Raw genomic sequence first — 15105 nt, forward strand, 5'->3', positions numbered from 1 at the left:
CGTGACTGAAATTTCCGCATTCGCCGAAATGCTGTCCCGCGATCACGGGCTTTGTGTGCTGAGCACGTTGCGCCGCGACGGCGGCATCCAGTCCTCGGTCGTGAACGCCGGTGTGATGGCACACCCGCGAACCGCGACGCCCGTCGTCGCGCTCGTGGCCATCGGGGGCGCGCGCAAGCTGCAGCACCTCCGCGCCGACCCCCGAGCCACCGTCGTCGCCCGCGCCGGCTGGCAGTGGGTGACGGTTGAGGGGACCGCCGAGATCATCGGCCCCGATGACTCCGACGTCGACGCCGAGACCCTGCGGGTGTTGTTGCGCAACATCTTTCAAGCCGCCGGCGGCACCCACGACGACTGGGACACCTACGACCGGGTGATGCGCGAGGAGCGTCGCGCCGCGGTGCTGATCACGCCCACCCGGGTGTACTCGAACCCGGGGTGACCCCACACACGCAAAAGCCCCCGACTTACACCGGGGGCTTTTGACGTTTGGTGCTTAGGACTCCAGCGACGCCGGCGGCAGGAAGCGGTCGCCGTAGCGGGCGGCCAGCTCCTTGGCCCGGGCCACGAAGGCCTCTTTGCCGACACCGAGCTCGCCCTGGTAGCCGACGATGAACTGCGCCGAACCACCGGTGTACGGCGGGAAGCCGATACCCATGATCGAGCCGATGTTCGCGTCAGCGGTCGACGTGAGCACGCCCTCGTCGAGGCACTTCTGGGTTTCCAGCGCTTCGGCGAACAGCATGCGGTCGATCATGTCCTGCAGCGGCGGGGTCGAGGAGCCCGACTTGAACGTCTCCCGCAGCCCAGGCCACAGGCCCACGCGCTTGCCGTCGACGTACTCGTAGAACCCGGCGCCCTTCAGACGTGAGGGCCGACCGATCTCGATCATCTTCTCGACCACGGCCTCGGCCGGGTGCGGCTCGTAAACCGCCCCAGCATCTTCCACGCCCTTACGGGTTGCCGCGGTGATCTTGTGCATGAGCTCCAGGTTGAGCTCGTCGGACAGCTGCAGCGGCGCGGCCGGGTAGCCGGCCTGCGCACCGGCCTGCTCGATGCTGGCGGGCTCGACGCCCTCGCCCAACATGGCCAGCGCCTCGTTGACGAAGGTCCCGATCACGCGCGAGGTGAAGAAGCCGCGGCTGTCGTTGACGACGATCGGGGTCTTCTTGATCGCCAGGGTGTAGTCGAACACCCGCGCCAGGGCCTCGTCAGAGGTCTTCTCGCCCTTGATGATCTCCACCAGCGGCATCTTGTCGACCGGGGAGAAGAAGTGGATCCCGATGAAGTCCTCCTGGCGCTTCACGCCGGTCGCCAGACCGGTGATCGGCAGCGTGGAGGTGTTCGACCCGAGCAGCGCGTTCGGCTCGACGATGTCCTCGATCTCCTGGAACACCTTGTGCTTGAGTTCCTGGCTTTCGAACACGGCCTCGATCACGAAGTCGACGCCCTTGAAGTCGGCGGCATCGGCGGTCGGGGTGATCCTTGCCAGAAGCGCGTCGGACTTCTCCTGCGTGGTCTTGCCACGCTTGAGCGCCTTTGCTTCAAGGCCTTCCGAGTACGCCTTGCCCTTCTGCGCGGCCTCGATGGTGACATCCTTGAGCACCACGTCGAAACCGGCCTTGGCCGAGACGTAGGCGATGCCGGCGCCCATCATGCCTGCGCCGAGCACGCCGATCTTGCGGATCTCCTGCTTGGCGATGCCCTCGGGCCGCGACGCGCCGCCGTTGATGGCCTGCAGGTCCAAGAAGAACGCCTGAATCATGTTCTTGGCGGTCTGGCCGGTGACGAGCTGGGTGAAGTAGCGGCTTTCGATGCGGGTGGCGGTGTCGAAGTCGACCTGCGCACCCTCGACGGCCGCGTCCAGGATGGCGCGCGGAGCGGGCATCGGAGCACCCTTGAGCTGCTTACGCAGCAGGGCTGGGAACGACGGCAGGATTGCCGCCAGCGCCGGATGCGACGGGGTTCCGCCGGGCATCTTGTAGCCCTTGACATCCCACGGCTGGGTGTGGCTTTCGGGGTTGTCCTTGATCCATGCCTTGGCGGCCGGGATCAGCTCGTCCACGTTCGGTACGACCCGGTCCACAAGCCCGATTTCAGCGGCCTTGGTCGGGTTGAACCGGGTGCCCTGGCTCAGCACCTCCATGAACGCCTTCTGGATGCCGAACATGCGCACCGTGCGGGCGACGCCGCCGCCGCCGGGCAGCAGGCCGAGGGTGACCTCGGGCAGACCGATCTGGCTGCCCTTGACGTCCGCGGCGATGCGGTGATGACACGCCAGCGCGATTTCCAGGCCACCGCCCAGTGCGGCGCCGTTGATGGCCGCGACGACGGGCTTGCCGAGGGTCTCCAGCTTGCGCAGGTCGGCCTTGATGAACTCGACCTCGGCGAACGCGTCCGCAGCGTTGTCGGGGCCGACATTCATCATGCCCTTGAGGTCACCGCCGGCGAAGAAGGTCTTCTTCGCGCTGGTGATGACGACACCGGTGATCGAATCCTGCTCTGCCACAAGCTTTTCCACGGCATTATGCATGGATTCCTTGTAGTGCTCGTTCATCACGTTGGCCGAGCCGGTCGGGTCGTCCAGCGTCAGGGTGACGATGCCGTCGGCATCCTTGTCCCACTGAATGGTGTTCTGTGCCATTGCCTTAAACCCTCTCGATGATGGTGGCCACACCCATGCCGCCGCCGATGCACAGCGTGACAAGGGCACGACGGGCGCCGCGGCGCTCGAGCTCGTCGACCATGGTTCCGGTGATCATGGCGCCGGTGGCGCCCAGCGGGTGGCCCATCGCGATGGCGCCACCGTTGACGTTGAGCTTCTCGTCGGGAATGTTGAGGTCCTTCTGGAACTTCAGCACCACCGAGGCGAACGCCTCGTTCAGCTCGAACAGGTCGATGTCGTCGACCGTCAGGCCGGCGCGGTCCAGCACCTTCTGGGTGGCCGGGGTCGGGCCGGTCAGCATGATGACCGGATCGGCGCCGCTGGTGGCGGTGGCCACGATGCGCGCCCGCGGGGTCAGCCCCTGGGACTTGCCCGCCGCTTCGCTACCGATCATCAGCAGGCCGGCGCCGTCGACGATGCCCGAGCTGTTACCGCCGGTGTGAACATGGTTGATCTTCTCGACGTAGTGGTACTTCTGCAGCGCCACGTCGTCGAAGCCGCCCATCGCACCGATGCCGTCGAACGCGGTCTTGAGCTTGCCCAAGCTCTCCACCGTCGAGCCGGGACGCATGTGCTCGTCGTTGTCCAGGATGACCAGACCGTTCTGATCCTTGACCGGGACCACCGACTTGGCGAAGTAGCCACCCGACCATGCCGCGGCGGCGCGCTCCTGCGAGCGTGCCGCGTAGGCGTCGACATCCTCGCGGGAGAAGCCCTCGATGGTGGCGATCAGGTCGGCGCCGATGCCCTGCGGCACGAAACCGATGCGGTAGTTGGTCTCCGGGTCAGACGCCCAGGCGCCGCCGTCGGAACCCATCGGGACGCGGCTCATCGACTCCACACCGCCCGCCAGCACCAGGTCGTCCCAGCCGGACCGCACCTTCTGCGCGGCCAGGTTGACTGCTTCCAGGCCCGAGGCGCAGAAGCGGTTGAGCTGGAACCCGCCGGTGGTCTCGGGCAGCTTGGCCACCAGGGCGGCGGTCCGGGCGATGTCGCCGCCCTGGTCGCCGACCGGTGAGACGACGCCCAGGATGACGTCGCTGATCAGCGTTTCGTCGAGATTAGGGAAGCGGATCCGCATTTCGTTGATCAGGCCAACGACCAGGTTGACGGGCTTGACCTCGTTGAGCGAGCCGTTGCGCTGTTTGCCGCGCGGGGTACGGATCGCCTCGTAGATGAAGGCTTCTTCGGACATGTTTCTGCTCCAGGTCCTGTTCAGGTTTGGTGGTGGGTCCGCCCATCATGCGGGCAGGCCCCTTACCGGAGAGTAACAGGACCGTCGATCAACCTGTTGGTCGGGAGATTGGCGAGCGGCTTCTGCAGCTTCGCGCGCGGTTGTGGGTGGGTTGGCACATTGCCGCCTTGGGGAACCGGTCACCAACGTGCTCGGCCGGCCCCAAGGGGTGGGCTTCGCGTGCGTCGCGCTGTGGCGGAAAAACGGCCCGAAAATCGCCATAGCGCTACGTACGTGCATGTGCTGTCGAGTGCCAACCGGATCGCCAAAGCGGGGACCTCACGCCAGTAACGCTGTGGCGGAAATCTGGCAGGTTCCCCGCCGCTGCGTTACTGGCGCCGCCGGCTACGCCGACTTGGGCTCAGCGATTTCGCTCAACGTCGGGTAGTCGATGTAGCCGACCGGGCCTGGCGCGTAGAACGTCGAGGCGTCGGGCTCGTTGAGTTCGGCTCCGAGCACCAAGCGGTCGATGAGGTCCGGGTTGGCCAGGTAGGCTCGGCCCACCGCGGCTGCACTGATCGCGCCCCATTGCGCGTAGCTCTCCAGCTGACCGAAGTCGGTGCCGATGTCACGGCCGGAGTTCAGCACGAACGTCGAAGACCACAGCGCGCGGATCACCCCGAAGACGCTGGCGGCAGGGTCGATGAGAACGTGCAAATAGGCGATGTCCCGCGGCGCGATGCGGTTCAGCAGCGCCTCGTAGGTGCTCACGGCGTCCTGTTCACGCATGTCCCCGGCCGGGTTTTCGGGTGAGATGCGCAGCCCGACCCGCCCGGCGCCGATCTCGGCGACGACGGCTTCGACGACCTCTGCGGTCAAGCGAGCCCGATTCTCCGGCGACCCGCCGTAGGCATCGGTGCGCTGATTGACCACATCGGACTGGAACTGGTGCAGCAAGTAGCCGTTGGCGGCGTGGATCTCCACCCCGTCCATCCCTGCGTCGATGGCCCGACGCGCGGCGGCACGGAACTGCTCGACGATCCCCGGCAGCTCGTCAGTGCGCAGTGGGCGCGGTGTCTCCAGCGCCATCTTGCCGGCGGGCGTGTGCGTGAGCAGATCGGCCGCGATCGCCGACGGGGCGACCGATTCGACCCCGCTGATCTCGGGATGCGCCATCCGGCCGACGTGCCACAGCTGCATGAACATCTTGCCGCCGGCTGCGTGCACAGCGTCGGCGATCTCGGCCCACCCGTCCTGATGGCGCTGGGTGTAGATGCCCGGGGTGTTCATGTAGGCGCCATTGGCCGTCTCGGCGACGGCAGTGGCCTCGCTGATGATGATTCCCGCGGCTGCGCGCTCGGAGTAATACTGCGCGGCCAACGACGAGGGGGTGCCGTCGGCGTCGGCGCGCGACCGTGTCAGAGGCGCCATGAACAGACGGTTCGTCGCGGCGGTGTCACCCACCTGGATGGGCTTCAGCAGTGCGGCGTCGGTGTTCAGTCGGAAAGTCTGGAGAGTCACGTTCGCACTAAGCGCCCGGAGCGTTCGGTTCATTCCCTGCGTCCAGCTCGCCGAGCGTGCGTCCAGATCGCGTATTCGCCGATTTCGCGATCTCACTGCGCTCTCGACGCGGACCCACGCCTACCCTCGACGTCCATGACTGTCAGAAGGCTGCAGCCCTACGCCGTCACGGTGTTCGCGGAGATGTCTGCACTGGCCACGCGCCTTGGCGCCGTGAATCTCGGGCAGGGTTTCCCCGACGAGGACGGCCCGGCCGCAATGCTCAAAGTGGCGCAGAACTCCATCGCCGAGGGCGTGAACCAGTACCCGCCGGGGCTGGGCATCGCGGAACTGCGACAAGCGATCGCGGGCCAACGCAAACGCCACTACGGCATCGACTACGACCCCGACACCGAGGTGTTGGTGACGGTCGGGGCCACCGAGGCGATCGCCGCGTCGCTCATCGGTCTGGTCGAACCGGGCTCCGAGGTTCTGGTGATCGAGCCGTTCTACGACTCCTACTCGCCCGTGATCGCGATGGCCGGGTGCGTCCGCCGCTCCGTTCCGCTGGTACCCGACGGCCGCGGATTCGCGATCGATTTGCAAGGACTCCGTGAGGCTGTCAATCCACAGACGAAGGCGCTGATCCTCAACTCCCCGCACAATCCGACCGGTGCGGTGGCCTCCGATGCGGAACTGCAGGCGATCGCCGCGCTAGCCGTCGAGCACGACCTGCTGGTGATCACCGACGAGGTCTACGAACAACTGATCTTCGACGGCTACCGGCACCTGCCGCTGGCTCGCTACCCGGGCATGGCCGGACGCACCGTCACCATCTCCAGTGCGGCCAAGATGTTCAACGTCACGGGCTGGAAGATCGGCTGGGCCTGCGGGGCGCCCGAACTGATCGCCGGGGTTCGGGCCGCCAAGCAGTACGTGACCTATGTCGGCGGGGCTCCGTTCCAGCCTGCGGTGGCGCATGCGCTGAACAACGAGGACGGCTGGGTGGGCGATCTACGGGAGACGTTCCAGGCCAGGCGCGATCGGCTCGGCTCGGCACTTGCCGACCTCGGGTTCGAGGTGCACGACAGCCACGGCACCTACTTCCTGTGCGCCGATCCGCGGCCGCTCGGGTACGACCACAGTGCCGCGTTCTGCGCCGAGCTCCCCCACAAGGCTGGGGTGGCGGCGATCCCGATGTCGGCTTTCTGCGATGCCGACGCCTCACATGCCGACCTGTGGAATCACTTGGTGCGCTTTACCTTCTGCAAGCGAGACGACACCCTCGACGAAGCGATTCGACGACTTGAGGTGCTGAAGTCGCGTTGACACGCAACACTGCGCGATCTCATCGCAGGTCGGCGGCCACAGCCCAAAGCGCTTCGAGATCAGCGGGTTCGGTGCGGATCGGGCTCAACGCCACCTCGGTGGCCCCGGCATCGAGGTAAAGCTGCAGCTGCTTGCGCACCTGTGCCGCAGATCCCACGGCAGCCAGCTCGGTCACGCTCGAGACCTGTTCGCGGGCAATGACCTTCTGATAGGACGGGATGGTTTCGTAGAACGCCAGCCGGTGCGCGGCAATCTCCCGCGCTGCGGTGAGGTCGTCGGACACCAGGGCGGGCACCATGGCGACGATGCGCGGCTGCCGCCGGCCTGCTGAGGCGGCGGCCTCGTTGATCGTCGGCACGATGAATTCGCCCACAGTGCGCGGACCGGCCAGGTACGGCATTGTGCCGTCGGCGAGTTCGCCGGTCACCTGCAAAGCTTTGGGGCCCATCGCCGCTACGTACACCGGGACGGGGGTACCGCCGGCCACGTGCACCGGCCATTCGGGTGCGGCGGTGAATTCGCTGCCGCGGTAGTTGACCTCGCCGTCGTCGAAGATGGCTCGCAGCACCTGCAGATGCTCACGCAGCCGGCCCACCGGGTTTGGCCACACGGTGCCAAACGCACGGTGTTCCGGGGCGTGTGACCCCAGACCGAGGCCCAGGCTGAAGTTGCCGTGCGCGGCGGCTTGCGCGGTCTGCGCCGCCGACGCGATCAGCAGCGGGTGGCGCGGATTGATCGGCACCACCGACGTGCCGACACCCAGACCGGGCACCGCAGCCCCGATCAGTCCAGCCAGCGCGATCGCGTCGACGTCGAATTGCTGAGCCAGCCAGATCTGGCGAACTCCGGCGTCAAATGCGCGGCGTGCCTGGGAAATTGCGTCGTCCACGGCGTTCGTCGCGGTTGGATTGAGGGTGAGGACTACTCCGGTCGGCATACCCGCACCAACCAGCCGGGTCCGACGAACTATTCCGCGATGCCCATGACACGTTGCCGCAACCGCTCGGTGGCGACATCGAGCACGATCTTCTTGGCGCGCTTGATCAGAAATTCGGGTATGGGCATCACGAGGTCGACGGTGATGTCGAAGCGCACACGGGTCTTGTCGATTTCGGGCGTGAGGTTGTACTCGACATGCTGTCCCCGCTGCTGCAGGTTGGGTTCGGCGTCCCAGACCATCCAGTGCTCGCCCCAGTGGTATTCGAGTAACTCCTTGTCGGTGATACCCAGCAACCGCATCGTCGCCTTCACACGGTGTGGCCGGCCGTCTGGATAGCGGTCGATGACCTCGACGTGCCGGTGTACCGACGACCACGTGGGCAGTGCTTCGACATCGGCGAGCACCTTCATGATCGCCTCCGGCGGAGCGTCGAAAACCACTTCTCTGGACGCTTGAACGGCCATGCCGGCAAATGTAGAGGGCTGGCCGCCGGCAATCAGCGCTTTGGCGTGATCAGGTGGATCGGCGGGCGACGATGACCGGTATCCGAGCGGAATGGACCACCTCGGAGCTCACCGAGCCAAGCAGCATCCCGGTGAACCCACCTCGCCCGCGACTGCCGACGACCACCAGCTGCGCGGATTCCGCCTGTGCCAGCAATTGCCGCGCCGGCCGGTCCCTCATGAGCACGCGGCGCACCGCGACATCCGGGTACCGCTCCGCCCATCCCGCCAGCTGTTCGGAGAGTATGCGGTCTTCGCGAGGTTTGAGGTCTGCCCATTCGACGTCGGGGAACTCATCGTCGAGGTCGTTCCACGTGTGCACCACAACGAGTTCCACACGGCGGCGCGACGCTTCATCGAACGCGATCTCGGTGGCCAACTCGGAAGCCGGTGAGCCGTCGAGACCGACGACCACAGGCGCGGTCGGCGAGATGCCACCCTCGGTCTGGTGGACGACCGCGACCGGGCCGTGCGCATGTAAGACCAGGCTGGAACTCACCGATCCGAGAAGGCGCCTGCTCCATTTTCCGAGGCCGCGGGATCCGACGACAACCAACTCGGCTGTACGCGAACAATCGATCAGGGCGCCGACTGCGTGCCCCGAGGCCAACTTTTCGGAGATGGTCAGCGGCCCTGTCGTTTCCTGCACGACCCGACGGGCGGCTTGGAGCACTTGCTTGCCGTATTGCTCCTGCAACCGCCAATAGTCCTCCGACAACGGGACATCCAGCCATACACCTGAGAACGCCGCGCCCTGTGCGTAGACGATCGTGATCGGAACACGCCGAAGTGCGGCATCGTGTGCGGCCCAACGGATCGCGGCGTCGGATGCGGATGATCCGTCGACACCGACGACGATGCCATGCCGGGCATCATGTTCAGTCACGCGAACCTCCATCGGCCGGTGCCCGGCACACCATGACGGGAATCGCACTGTGGTGCAACATGTTCAGGGTGGTCGAGCCGAGCAAGATCCCGGCCAGCGCATTGCGGCCGCGGGTTCCGACGACCACCAACTCTGCTTCGTCGGCGTGGCGCATCAGTGCTTTGCCGGGCGAGACCGGTTCGACGAAGCACGTCGCGGCGACGCCGGGATGACGCTGGTTCTGCGTGTCGACGGCCTCGGTCAACTCCGCGAGTTCCGCGGCTTCCAATCCTGCCCAGTCGATCATGAACGGCATGGTCACGCCTGTCTCCGCGGGTACGACGAACGACAGCGACCGCACCGCCCGGAGCGGCGACCCGAGCCGGTCGGCCAGGTCGAACGCCGCTGCCAGCGCGGTTTCCGCGGCCGGGCTGTCGTCGACACCGACGACGATCGGACCCGCACCAGGCGCAACCCGGTCACCGCGGAACGCGACCACCGGGCACGCCGCATGGGTTGCCACCGCCAGGGAGGTCGAGCCCAGCAGCAGTGCCGCGGTCGGGGTAACCGTCTTGCCGCCGAGGACGACGAGGCGCGCCTGCGCACTGGCCGCGATGAGCGCTTCGTCGGCGGGTTCGTTCGATGAGGCCGTGGTGATCGTCAACCCGGCGCGGTCGGCACTCACCGCGTCGGCTGCGGCCTTGAGAAAGATCTCGGCGCTATCGCGCTGATAGGCCATCATCGCCGCGACCATCGCCCCGGCGGATTGCGTCAGGTTGCGCCCGATCATCGGCAACGCATGCAGGATCTGCAGTGGCGCGCCGAACCTTTCGGCGACCGCGCCCGCCCAGCGAGCCGCCCTGAGCGCGCTGTCACTGCCGTCGATTCCAACTACAACCGATCCCGTCGAGGAAGCCATAACCCCATGCTCGTCGCACTTGGAGATCCCGGCAATGGTCGCAGGCCGTACTACCAGCCGATGTCGTCGATGTCAGTGCTGGCCTGTGGCGGCGTACCCGGGGTTGCGGCGGGGGTACGGGAGAAGCGCGGTGCGGGTGCGGCCTGGTCGACGCCCGCGATGTCGACGAGCGTCGACCGGGCCCGCAGATGTTCGTTCTCGGCGGCCTCGCCCCAAGTGAGCACAGGCGTCACGCACGCGTCGGTGCCGGCGAAGATCTCTGTCCACTCGTCGCGGGTCTTCGTCTTGAACCGCTCGGTGAACACCTTTCGCATTTCGTCGTAGCGGGCCAACTCGAACTGCCCGGGAATCTCGTCGGCGCCCAGGCCCAGCCCTGCCACCAACTGCGCGAAGAACTGCGGCTCGATCGCACCGACGGCCATGTACTTGCCGTCGGAGGTTTCATAGGTGCGGTAATACGGCGCGCCGCCGTCGAGTAGGAAAGACTCCCGCTGATCCTGCAACGCTCCGGTGGTCCGCATGGTCCACATCATCTGCGCCAGCATGCTCACGCCGTCGACCATCGCGGCGTCGATCACCTGGCCCCTACCGGACTTTTCCCGCTCGTACAGCGCGGTGACGATACCGATCACCACGAGCATCGACCCGCCACCGAAATCGGCGACCAGGTTCAGCGGCGCTACCGGAGGACGGTCCCGATAACCGATCGCGCTCAGCGCGCCCGTCTGTGAGAGGTAGTTGATGTCGTGGCCGGCGGTGGTGGCCAGCGGGCCGTCCTGACCCCAGCCGGTGATACGCGCGAAGATCAGTCGCGGATTGACCGCCTCGCACTGCTCTGGTCCGATGCCCAGCCGTTCGCAGGTGCCGGGACGGAAGCAGTCCAGCAGCACGTCGGCCTTGGCGACGAGCCCGAGCAGTTTGCCCGGTTCGGCCTTCACGTCGAGGTCGACGATGCGCTTGCCGCGGTGCAGCAGGTCGACGTTCTCGGCCGGCATGGTCAGCCCACCCGGACGGCGTACCCGGACCACGTCGGCACCCAAGTCGGACAGCATCATCGCGGCGTGCGGGCCTGGGCCGATGCCACCGAGTTCGACGACTCTCACCCCGGTCAGGGGTCCGGTGTTGCTCATGGGGGCACACTAGTCCGATGACCGAAAACGGCTACACGGTCGGTGACTACCTGTTGGACCGCCTTGCCGAACTCGGGGTGACCGAGATCTTTGGCGTCCCCGGCGACTACCAGCTGGAATTCCTCGACCACATCCTGGCCCATCCGACGCTCCGCTGGATCGGCGGCGCCAACGAGCTCAACGCCGGCTACGCGGCCGACGGCTACGGCCGGTTGCGGGGCATGGCCGCCCTGGTAACCACGTTCGGCGTCGGCGAGTTGTCCGCGGCCAACGCGATCGCGGGCAGTTTCGCCGAACACGTTCCGGTGGTGCACATCGTCGGTGCACCGTCGAAGGACTCCCAGGCCTCACGGCGCATCGTGCACCACACCCTCGGGGACGGCGACTTCGAGCACTTCCTCCGGATGAGCCGCGAAATCACCTGTGCTCAATCGAATTTAGCGCCCGCGACAGCTACCCGTGAGATCGACCGGGTGCTCTCGGAGGTGCGTGAACAAAAGCGGCCGGGCTATCTGATGATCGCCACCGACGTAGCCCGCTTCCCCACCGAACCGCCCACCGCGCCGCTGCCCCGCTACACCGGCGGCACCAGCCCGCGGGCACTGTCGCTGTTCTCCGAGGCGGCCACGCGGCTCATCGCCGATCACCGGTTGACGGTGCTCGCAGACTTCCTGGTGCACCGCTTGGGCTGTGTCGACGAGCTCAATGCTCTGCTGACCGCGGACACCGTTCCGCATGCCACCCTCATGTGGGGCAAGAGCCTGGTGGACGAGAGCTCGCCCAACTTCCTCGGCATCTATGCCGGTGCGGCCAGCGAGAATTCAGTGCGTGAGGTGATCGAGGACGCGCCGGTTCTGGTGACCGCGGGAGTGCTGTTCACCGATATGGTCAGCGGATTCTTCAGCCAGCGCATCGACCCGGCCCGCACCATCGACATCGGCGTCAACCAGAGCGTGGTCGCCGGGCAGGTATACGCACCGCTGGACATGGCTGCCGCCCTCGAGGCGGTCACCGCGATCTTGACCGCACGCGGAGTGACGTCACCGGCACTGCCTCCGCTGCCTGCACCGGAACGTGCCGAACCACCTGCCCGCGATTCGGCCCTCACCCAGAAAACTCTGTGGGACAGGGTTTCCGAGGCGTTGACGCCGGGCAACGTAGTGCTGGCCGACCAGGGCACGTCGTTCTACGGGATGGCCGGGCACCGGCTGGCTTCCGGTGTGACGTTCATCGGCCAGCCGCTGTGGGGCTCGATCGGCTACACGTTGCCCGCCGCACTCGGGGCCGGGCTGGCCGACCGCGGTCGCCGCACCGTGCTGTTGATCGGTGACGGCGCCGCACAGCTGACCGTGCAGGAGCTGGGCGCCTTCGGCCGCGAAGGGCTGGCCCCGGTTGTGGTCGTGGTCAACAACGACGGCTACACCGTGGAACGCGCCATTCACGGCGTGACAGCCGAATACAACGACATCTCCGGATGGCGCTGGACCGAACTGCCCGGTGCATTGGGTGTGCCGGACGCGATGACCTTCCGGGTCAGTACCTACGGCGAGCTCGACGACGCACTGGCCGCCGCGACGGTCGCGCAGGACCGCATGGTGCTGATCGAGGCGCTGCTGGGCCGCATGGACATTCCGCCGCTGCTGACCGAGTTGGCACAGTCAGCGGCAGCTGCCAACGCCGGCTAACCCTTCTTGACCTTCAGCACCTGCTTGCGCAGGCCATCCGTGGCGGTCTCCATGCCGCCCTTCATGGTCCGCTTGAGGATGAAGCCGGGCAGCGGAACTGACAGGTCGATTGTGAGGTCGAATTTGACCTTCGTCTTGTCGCCGTCGGGAGTCAGTGTGTAGCTGGCGTCCTGCGCCTTGAGCTGGCCTGCACTGACCAGCGTCCAGCTGACCTTGTTGTCGCTCCAGGTGTATTCGATTACCTGCTCATCGGTGAGGCCCGCGGCCTTGACCGTCATCTTCACCTGGCGCGGCCTGCCGTCGTCGTAGGTGTCGAGGATCTCGGCGCGCTGGTACTGCGGCGACCAGCTGGGCGTCGCCTCGACATCGGCGATCACGTCGATGATCTCCTGCGGAGTCGCTTCGATGACTACTTCCCGGGAATCGCTGGTTGCCATGGGGCGAGATTACTCGGGCTAGGCTCGGCGTCATGAGCGATGCCGTCGATCCCGCGGCGCGGCCGAGCGGAGCCGGCTGCGTGGAATGCGACGCGCAGGATGGCTGGTGGGTACACCTGCGCCGGTGCGCGGCCTGCGGACACATCGGCTGCTGCGACGACTCGCCTGGGCGTCACGCCTCCGCGCACTGGCGCGAGTCGGGTCATCCGATCATTCGCTCGTTTGAACCGGGCGAGGATTGGTTCTGGAACTTCGACACCAACTCCTACTACGCCGGGCCCGAGCTGGCGCCGCCACAACACCATCCGAGAGACCAGCCGGTGCCCGGCCCGCGGGGGCGGGTACCCGCCGACTGGGCCGCACAATTGCGCCGCCGCTAGCGGTCGGCCAGCGCCGCTTGGGCGGCGTTGTAGCCGGGAATGAACGTGATGCCAGGACCGCCGTGACAGCCGGCGCTACCCAGATACAAGCCGCGTACGGGAATCGGTTGGTCGACATAGCCTTTGGGCCCGGGTCGGTTCGGCCCCATCTGCGCGGGATGGATGAGCCCGTGGCAGTAATCGCCGCCGGGGGCGCCGAACATGGTAGCCATGTGCCGCGGGGTGAAGGTGGTGTGCCGGATGATGCGTCGCTCGAAATCCGGTGCGATCCTGCTGATCTTCTCGATGACGCGCCTGCCCATCTCCGCTTTCATCTCACCGTAGCCCGACGCATATTCCTCGACCGGGAACCACAGTGAGAAGGCCGACGCGGCGTGCTTGCCCTCCGGCGCGAGTGTCGCATCATGCGCCGAGGGAATCTGGAATGCGATGGCGGGATCGGCGGGGACGATGCCGCGTCTGGAGTCCTGCCACTGCTGCTGCAGATCCTCCGGCGTGCTGAAAATGCCGATGGCAGCCTGCATTTCCGGATCATTGAGCAGTTCGTAGGGCGCCTTGAAGGTTGGTGCCCCGTCCAGGGCGAAGTGCATCTGCAGGTAACTGCCGCGATGGTCGATGCGGCCGAACCGGTCCCGGAGCTCGGCCGGCAGCACCTCGGCGTCGATGAGCTCGGTGACCGTGAGATCGGGCGCGACCGCCGACACCACGATGGGCGCCGTGACCGTCACGCCGTCGGCCAGTCGCACCCCCGTCACGCCGCCGTCCTCGACCAGGATCCGCTCGACTGCGCTGCGCAGCCGCAGCTCGCCGCCACTGCCGACCAGGAGTTGGTGCAGATGGTCTGTGAGTGCGCCGATCCCGCCCGCCAGCTTCTTCATCAGCACGGCGTTCTCGTCGGGTACGGCCAGCCCGAACGCGAGTGCGGCTGCGCTACCGGGTGTTTCGGGGCCCAGGTAGGTGGTGTTGACCGCCAGGAAGGCCAGCATCCCGCGCAGTGCACCGTGCTTCTCGCGGTCGGGTAGGTAGCGATCCAGCAGATCGCTGACCGAGCCGAACAGAAGATCACTGATCGCTGCGCGCTCGGCTTCGGTTGTGGCACAGGCATACATCTCGTCGATCGAGCGAGGCGGTCGGTTGGCGTCGAACCGGCCGAGCGCACGGGTGGGCGCCTGGCTCCACGCGATCAGCCCGGCCATGCCGGTGACCGCGTCGGCGCCGTGCACCTCGCCGAGGTGGGTGAGCATCTTCATCGGGTCGGAGTAGTACACCACCGGAGGGTCACCGATGCCGCGCAACGAGACCGACATGACTTCAAGGTCGATGGTCGGCAGATCGTCGAGGCCGAGTTCCCGGCTGACCACCGCTGAGGTCGGAAACTGCAGTGACCCGGCGATCTCGAACCGGTAGCCCTCGAACAGTTCGACGGTCGAGGCCATCCCGCCGGCGTATCGCTTGGCCTCCAAGCACAGAGTGCGTAGACCGGCACGTTGCAGCAATGCGGCGGCGGTCAGGCCGTTGTGGCCGGCCCCGATGACGATCGCGTCGTAATCCGCCATCGGCTGAGGCTGGCACGCACTC

General features: G+C 66.6%; 14 protein-coding genes. 4 read left to right on the forward strand and 10 right to left on the reverse strand.

Annotated elements, in window-relative coordinates:
- The first annotated feature begins 1 nt into the window (after position 1).
- Positions 2 to 442 (forward strand): TIGR03618 family F420-dependent PPOX class oxidoreductase, encoded by a 441-nt coding sequence (locus ABQF30_RS23275; RefSeq protein ID WP_448468214.1) that lies wholly within the window; start codon positions 2 to 4, stop codon positions 440 to 442.
- Between the two features lie 54 nt (positions 443 to 496).
- Here the strand turns inward: ABQF30_RS23275 and ABQF30_RS23280 are convergent, their stop codons facing one another.
- The 3 genes from ABQF30_RS23280 to ABQF30_RS23290 form a co-directional block, all read right to left on the reverse strand.
- Positions 497 to 2644, reverse strand: coding sequence for a 3-hydroxyacyl-CoA dehydrogenase NAD-binding domain-containing protein (locus ABQF30_RS23280; protein WP_448468216.1), 2148 nt, complete (start codon positions 2642 to 2644; stop codon positions 497 to 499).
- A 4-nt stretch (positions 2645 to 2648) separates the two neighbouring features.
- Positions 2649 to 3860 (reverse strand): acetyl-CoA C-acetyltransferase, encoded by a 1212-nt coding sequence (locus ABQF30_RS23285; protein WP_448468218.1) that lies wholly within the window; start codon positions 3858 to 3860, stop codon positions 2649 to 2651.
- Positions 3861 to 4244: 384 nt separating this feature from the next.
- The gene (locus tag ABQF30_RS23290) at positions 4245 to 5393 is read right to left on the reverse strand and encodes an alkene reductase (RefSeq protein ID WP_448468220.1); all 1149 of its coding nucleotides are present in this window, start codon (positions 5391 to 5393) and stop codon (positions 4245 to 4247) included.
- Between the two features lie 102 nt (positions 5394 to 5495).
- On the opposite strand from ABQF30_RS23290, the gene ABQF30_RS23295 reads away from it, so the two are divergent.
- On the forward strand, positions 5496 to 6668 hold the full coding sequence (locus ABQF30_RS23295; protein WP_448468222.1) for a pyridoxal phosphate-dependent aminotransferase: 1173 nt from the start codon (positions 5496 to 5498) through the stop codon (positions 6666 to 6668).
- A 19-nt stretch (positions 6669 to 6687) separates the two neighbouring features.
- Here ABQF30_RS23295 and ABQF30_RS23300 read toward each other — a convergent pair whose 3' ends face one another.
- The 5 genes from ABQF30_RS23300 to ABQF30_RS23320 are packed head-to-tail and all read right to left on the reverse strand — an operon-like array spanning position 6688 to position 11025.
- Positions 6688 to 7605, reverse strand: coding sequence for an LLM class F420-dependent oxidoreductase (locus tag ABQF30_RS23300; protein WP_448468224.1), 918 nt, complete (start codon positions 7603 to 7605; stop codon positions 6688 to 6690).
- A gap of 29 nt (positions 7606 to 7634) precedes the next feature.
- On the reverse strand, positions 7635 to 8072 hold the full coding sequence (locus ABQF30_RS23305) for an SRPBCC family protein (protein ID WP_448468226.1): 438 nt from the start codon (positions 8070 to 8072) through the stop codon (positions 7635 to 7637).
- A gap of 49 nt (positions 8073 to 8121) precedes the next feature.
- On the reverse strand, positions 8122 to 8997 hold the full coding sequence (locus tag ABQF30_RS23310) for a universal stress protein (protein ID WP_448468228.1): 876 nt from the start codon (positions 8995 to 8997) through the stop codon (positions 8122 to 8124).
- Positions 8990 to 9895 (reverse strand): universal stress protein, encoded by a 906-nt coding sequence (locus tag ABQF30_RS23315; RefSeq protein WP_448468230.1) that lies wholly within the window; start codon positions 9893 to 9895, stop codon positions 8990 to 8992. Before ABQF30_RS23315 ends, ABQF30_RS23310 begins: the two co-directional genes overlap by 8 nt.
- A gap of 50 nt (positions 9896 to 9945) precedes the next feature.
- On the reverse strand, positions 9946 to 11025 hold the full coding sequence (locus tag ABQF30_RS23320) for a CaiB/BaiF CoA transferase family protein (protein WP_448468232.1): 1080 nt from the start codon (positions 11023 to 11025) through the stop codon (positions 9946 to 9948).
- Positions 11026 to 11042: 17 nt separating this feature from the next.
- On the opposite strand from ABQF30_RS23320, the gene ABQF30_RS23325 reads away from it, so the two are divergent.
- Positions 11043 to 12710, forward strand: coding sequence for an alpha-keto acid decarboxylase family protein (locus ABQF30_RS23325; RefSeq protein ID WP_448468234.1), 1668 nt, complete (start codon positions 11043 to 11045; stop codon positions 12708 to 12710).
- Here ABQF30_RS23325 and ABQF30_RS23330 read toward each other — a convergent pair.
- Entirely contained in the window at positions 12707 to 13147 is a 441-nt protein-coding gene (locus tag ABQF30_RS23330; protein WP_448468236.1) for an SRPBCC family protein, read from the reverse strand. The genes ABQF30_RS23325 and ABQF30_RS23330 overlap by 4 nt on opposite strands.
- Positions 13148 to 13179: 32 nt before the next feature.
- Here ABQF30_RS23330 and ABQF30_RS23335 point away from each other — a divergent pair, with 32 nt between their 5' ends.
- Positions 13180 to 13527 (forward strand): UBP-type zinc finger domain-containing protein, encoded by a 348-nt coding sequence (locus ABQF30_RS23335; protein ID WP_448468238.1) that lies wholly within the window; start codon positions 13180 to 13182, stop codon positions 13525 to 13527.
- Here the strand turns inward: ABQF30_RS23335 and ABQF30_RS23340 are convergent.
- On the reverse strand, positions 13524 to 15083 hold the full coding sequence (locus ABQF30_RS23340) for a phytoene desaturase family protein (protein WP_448468240.1): 1560 nt from the start codon (positions 15081 to 15083) through the stop codon (positions 13524 to 13526). The genes ABQF30_RS23335 and ABQF30_RS23340 overlap by 4 nt on opposite strands.
- Positions 15084 to 15105 lie beyond the last annotated feature (22 nt).

The sequence above is a fragment of the Mycolicibacterium sp. XJ870 genome, assembly GCF_053483975.1.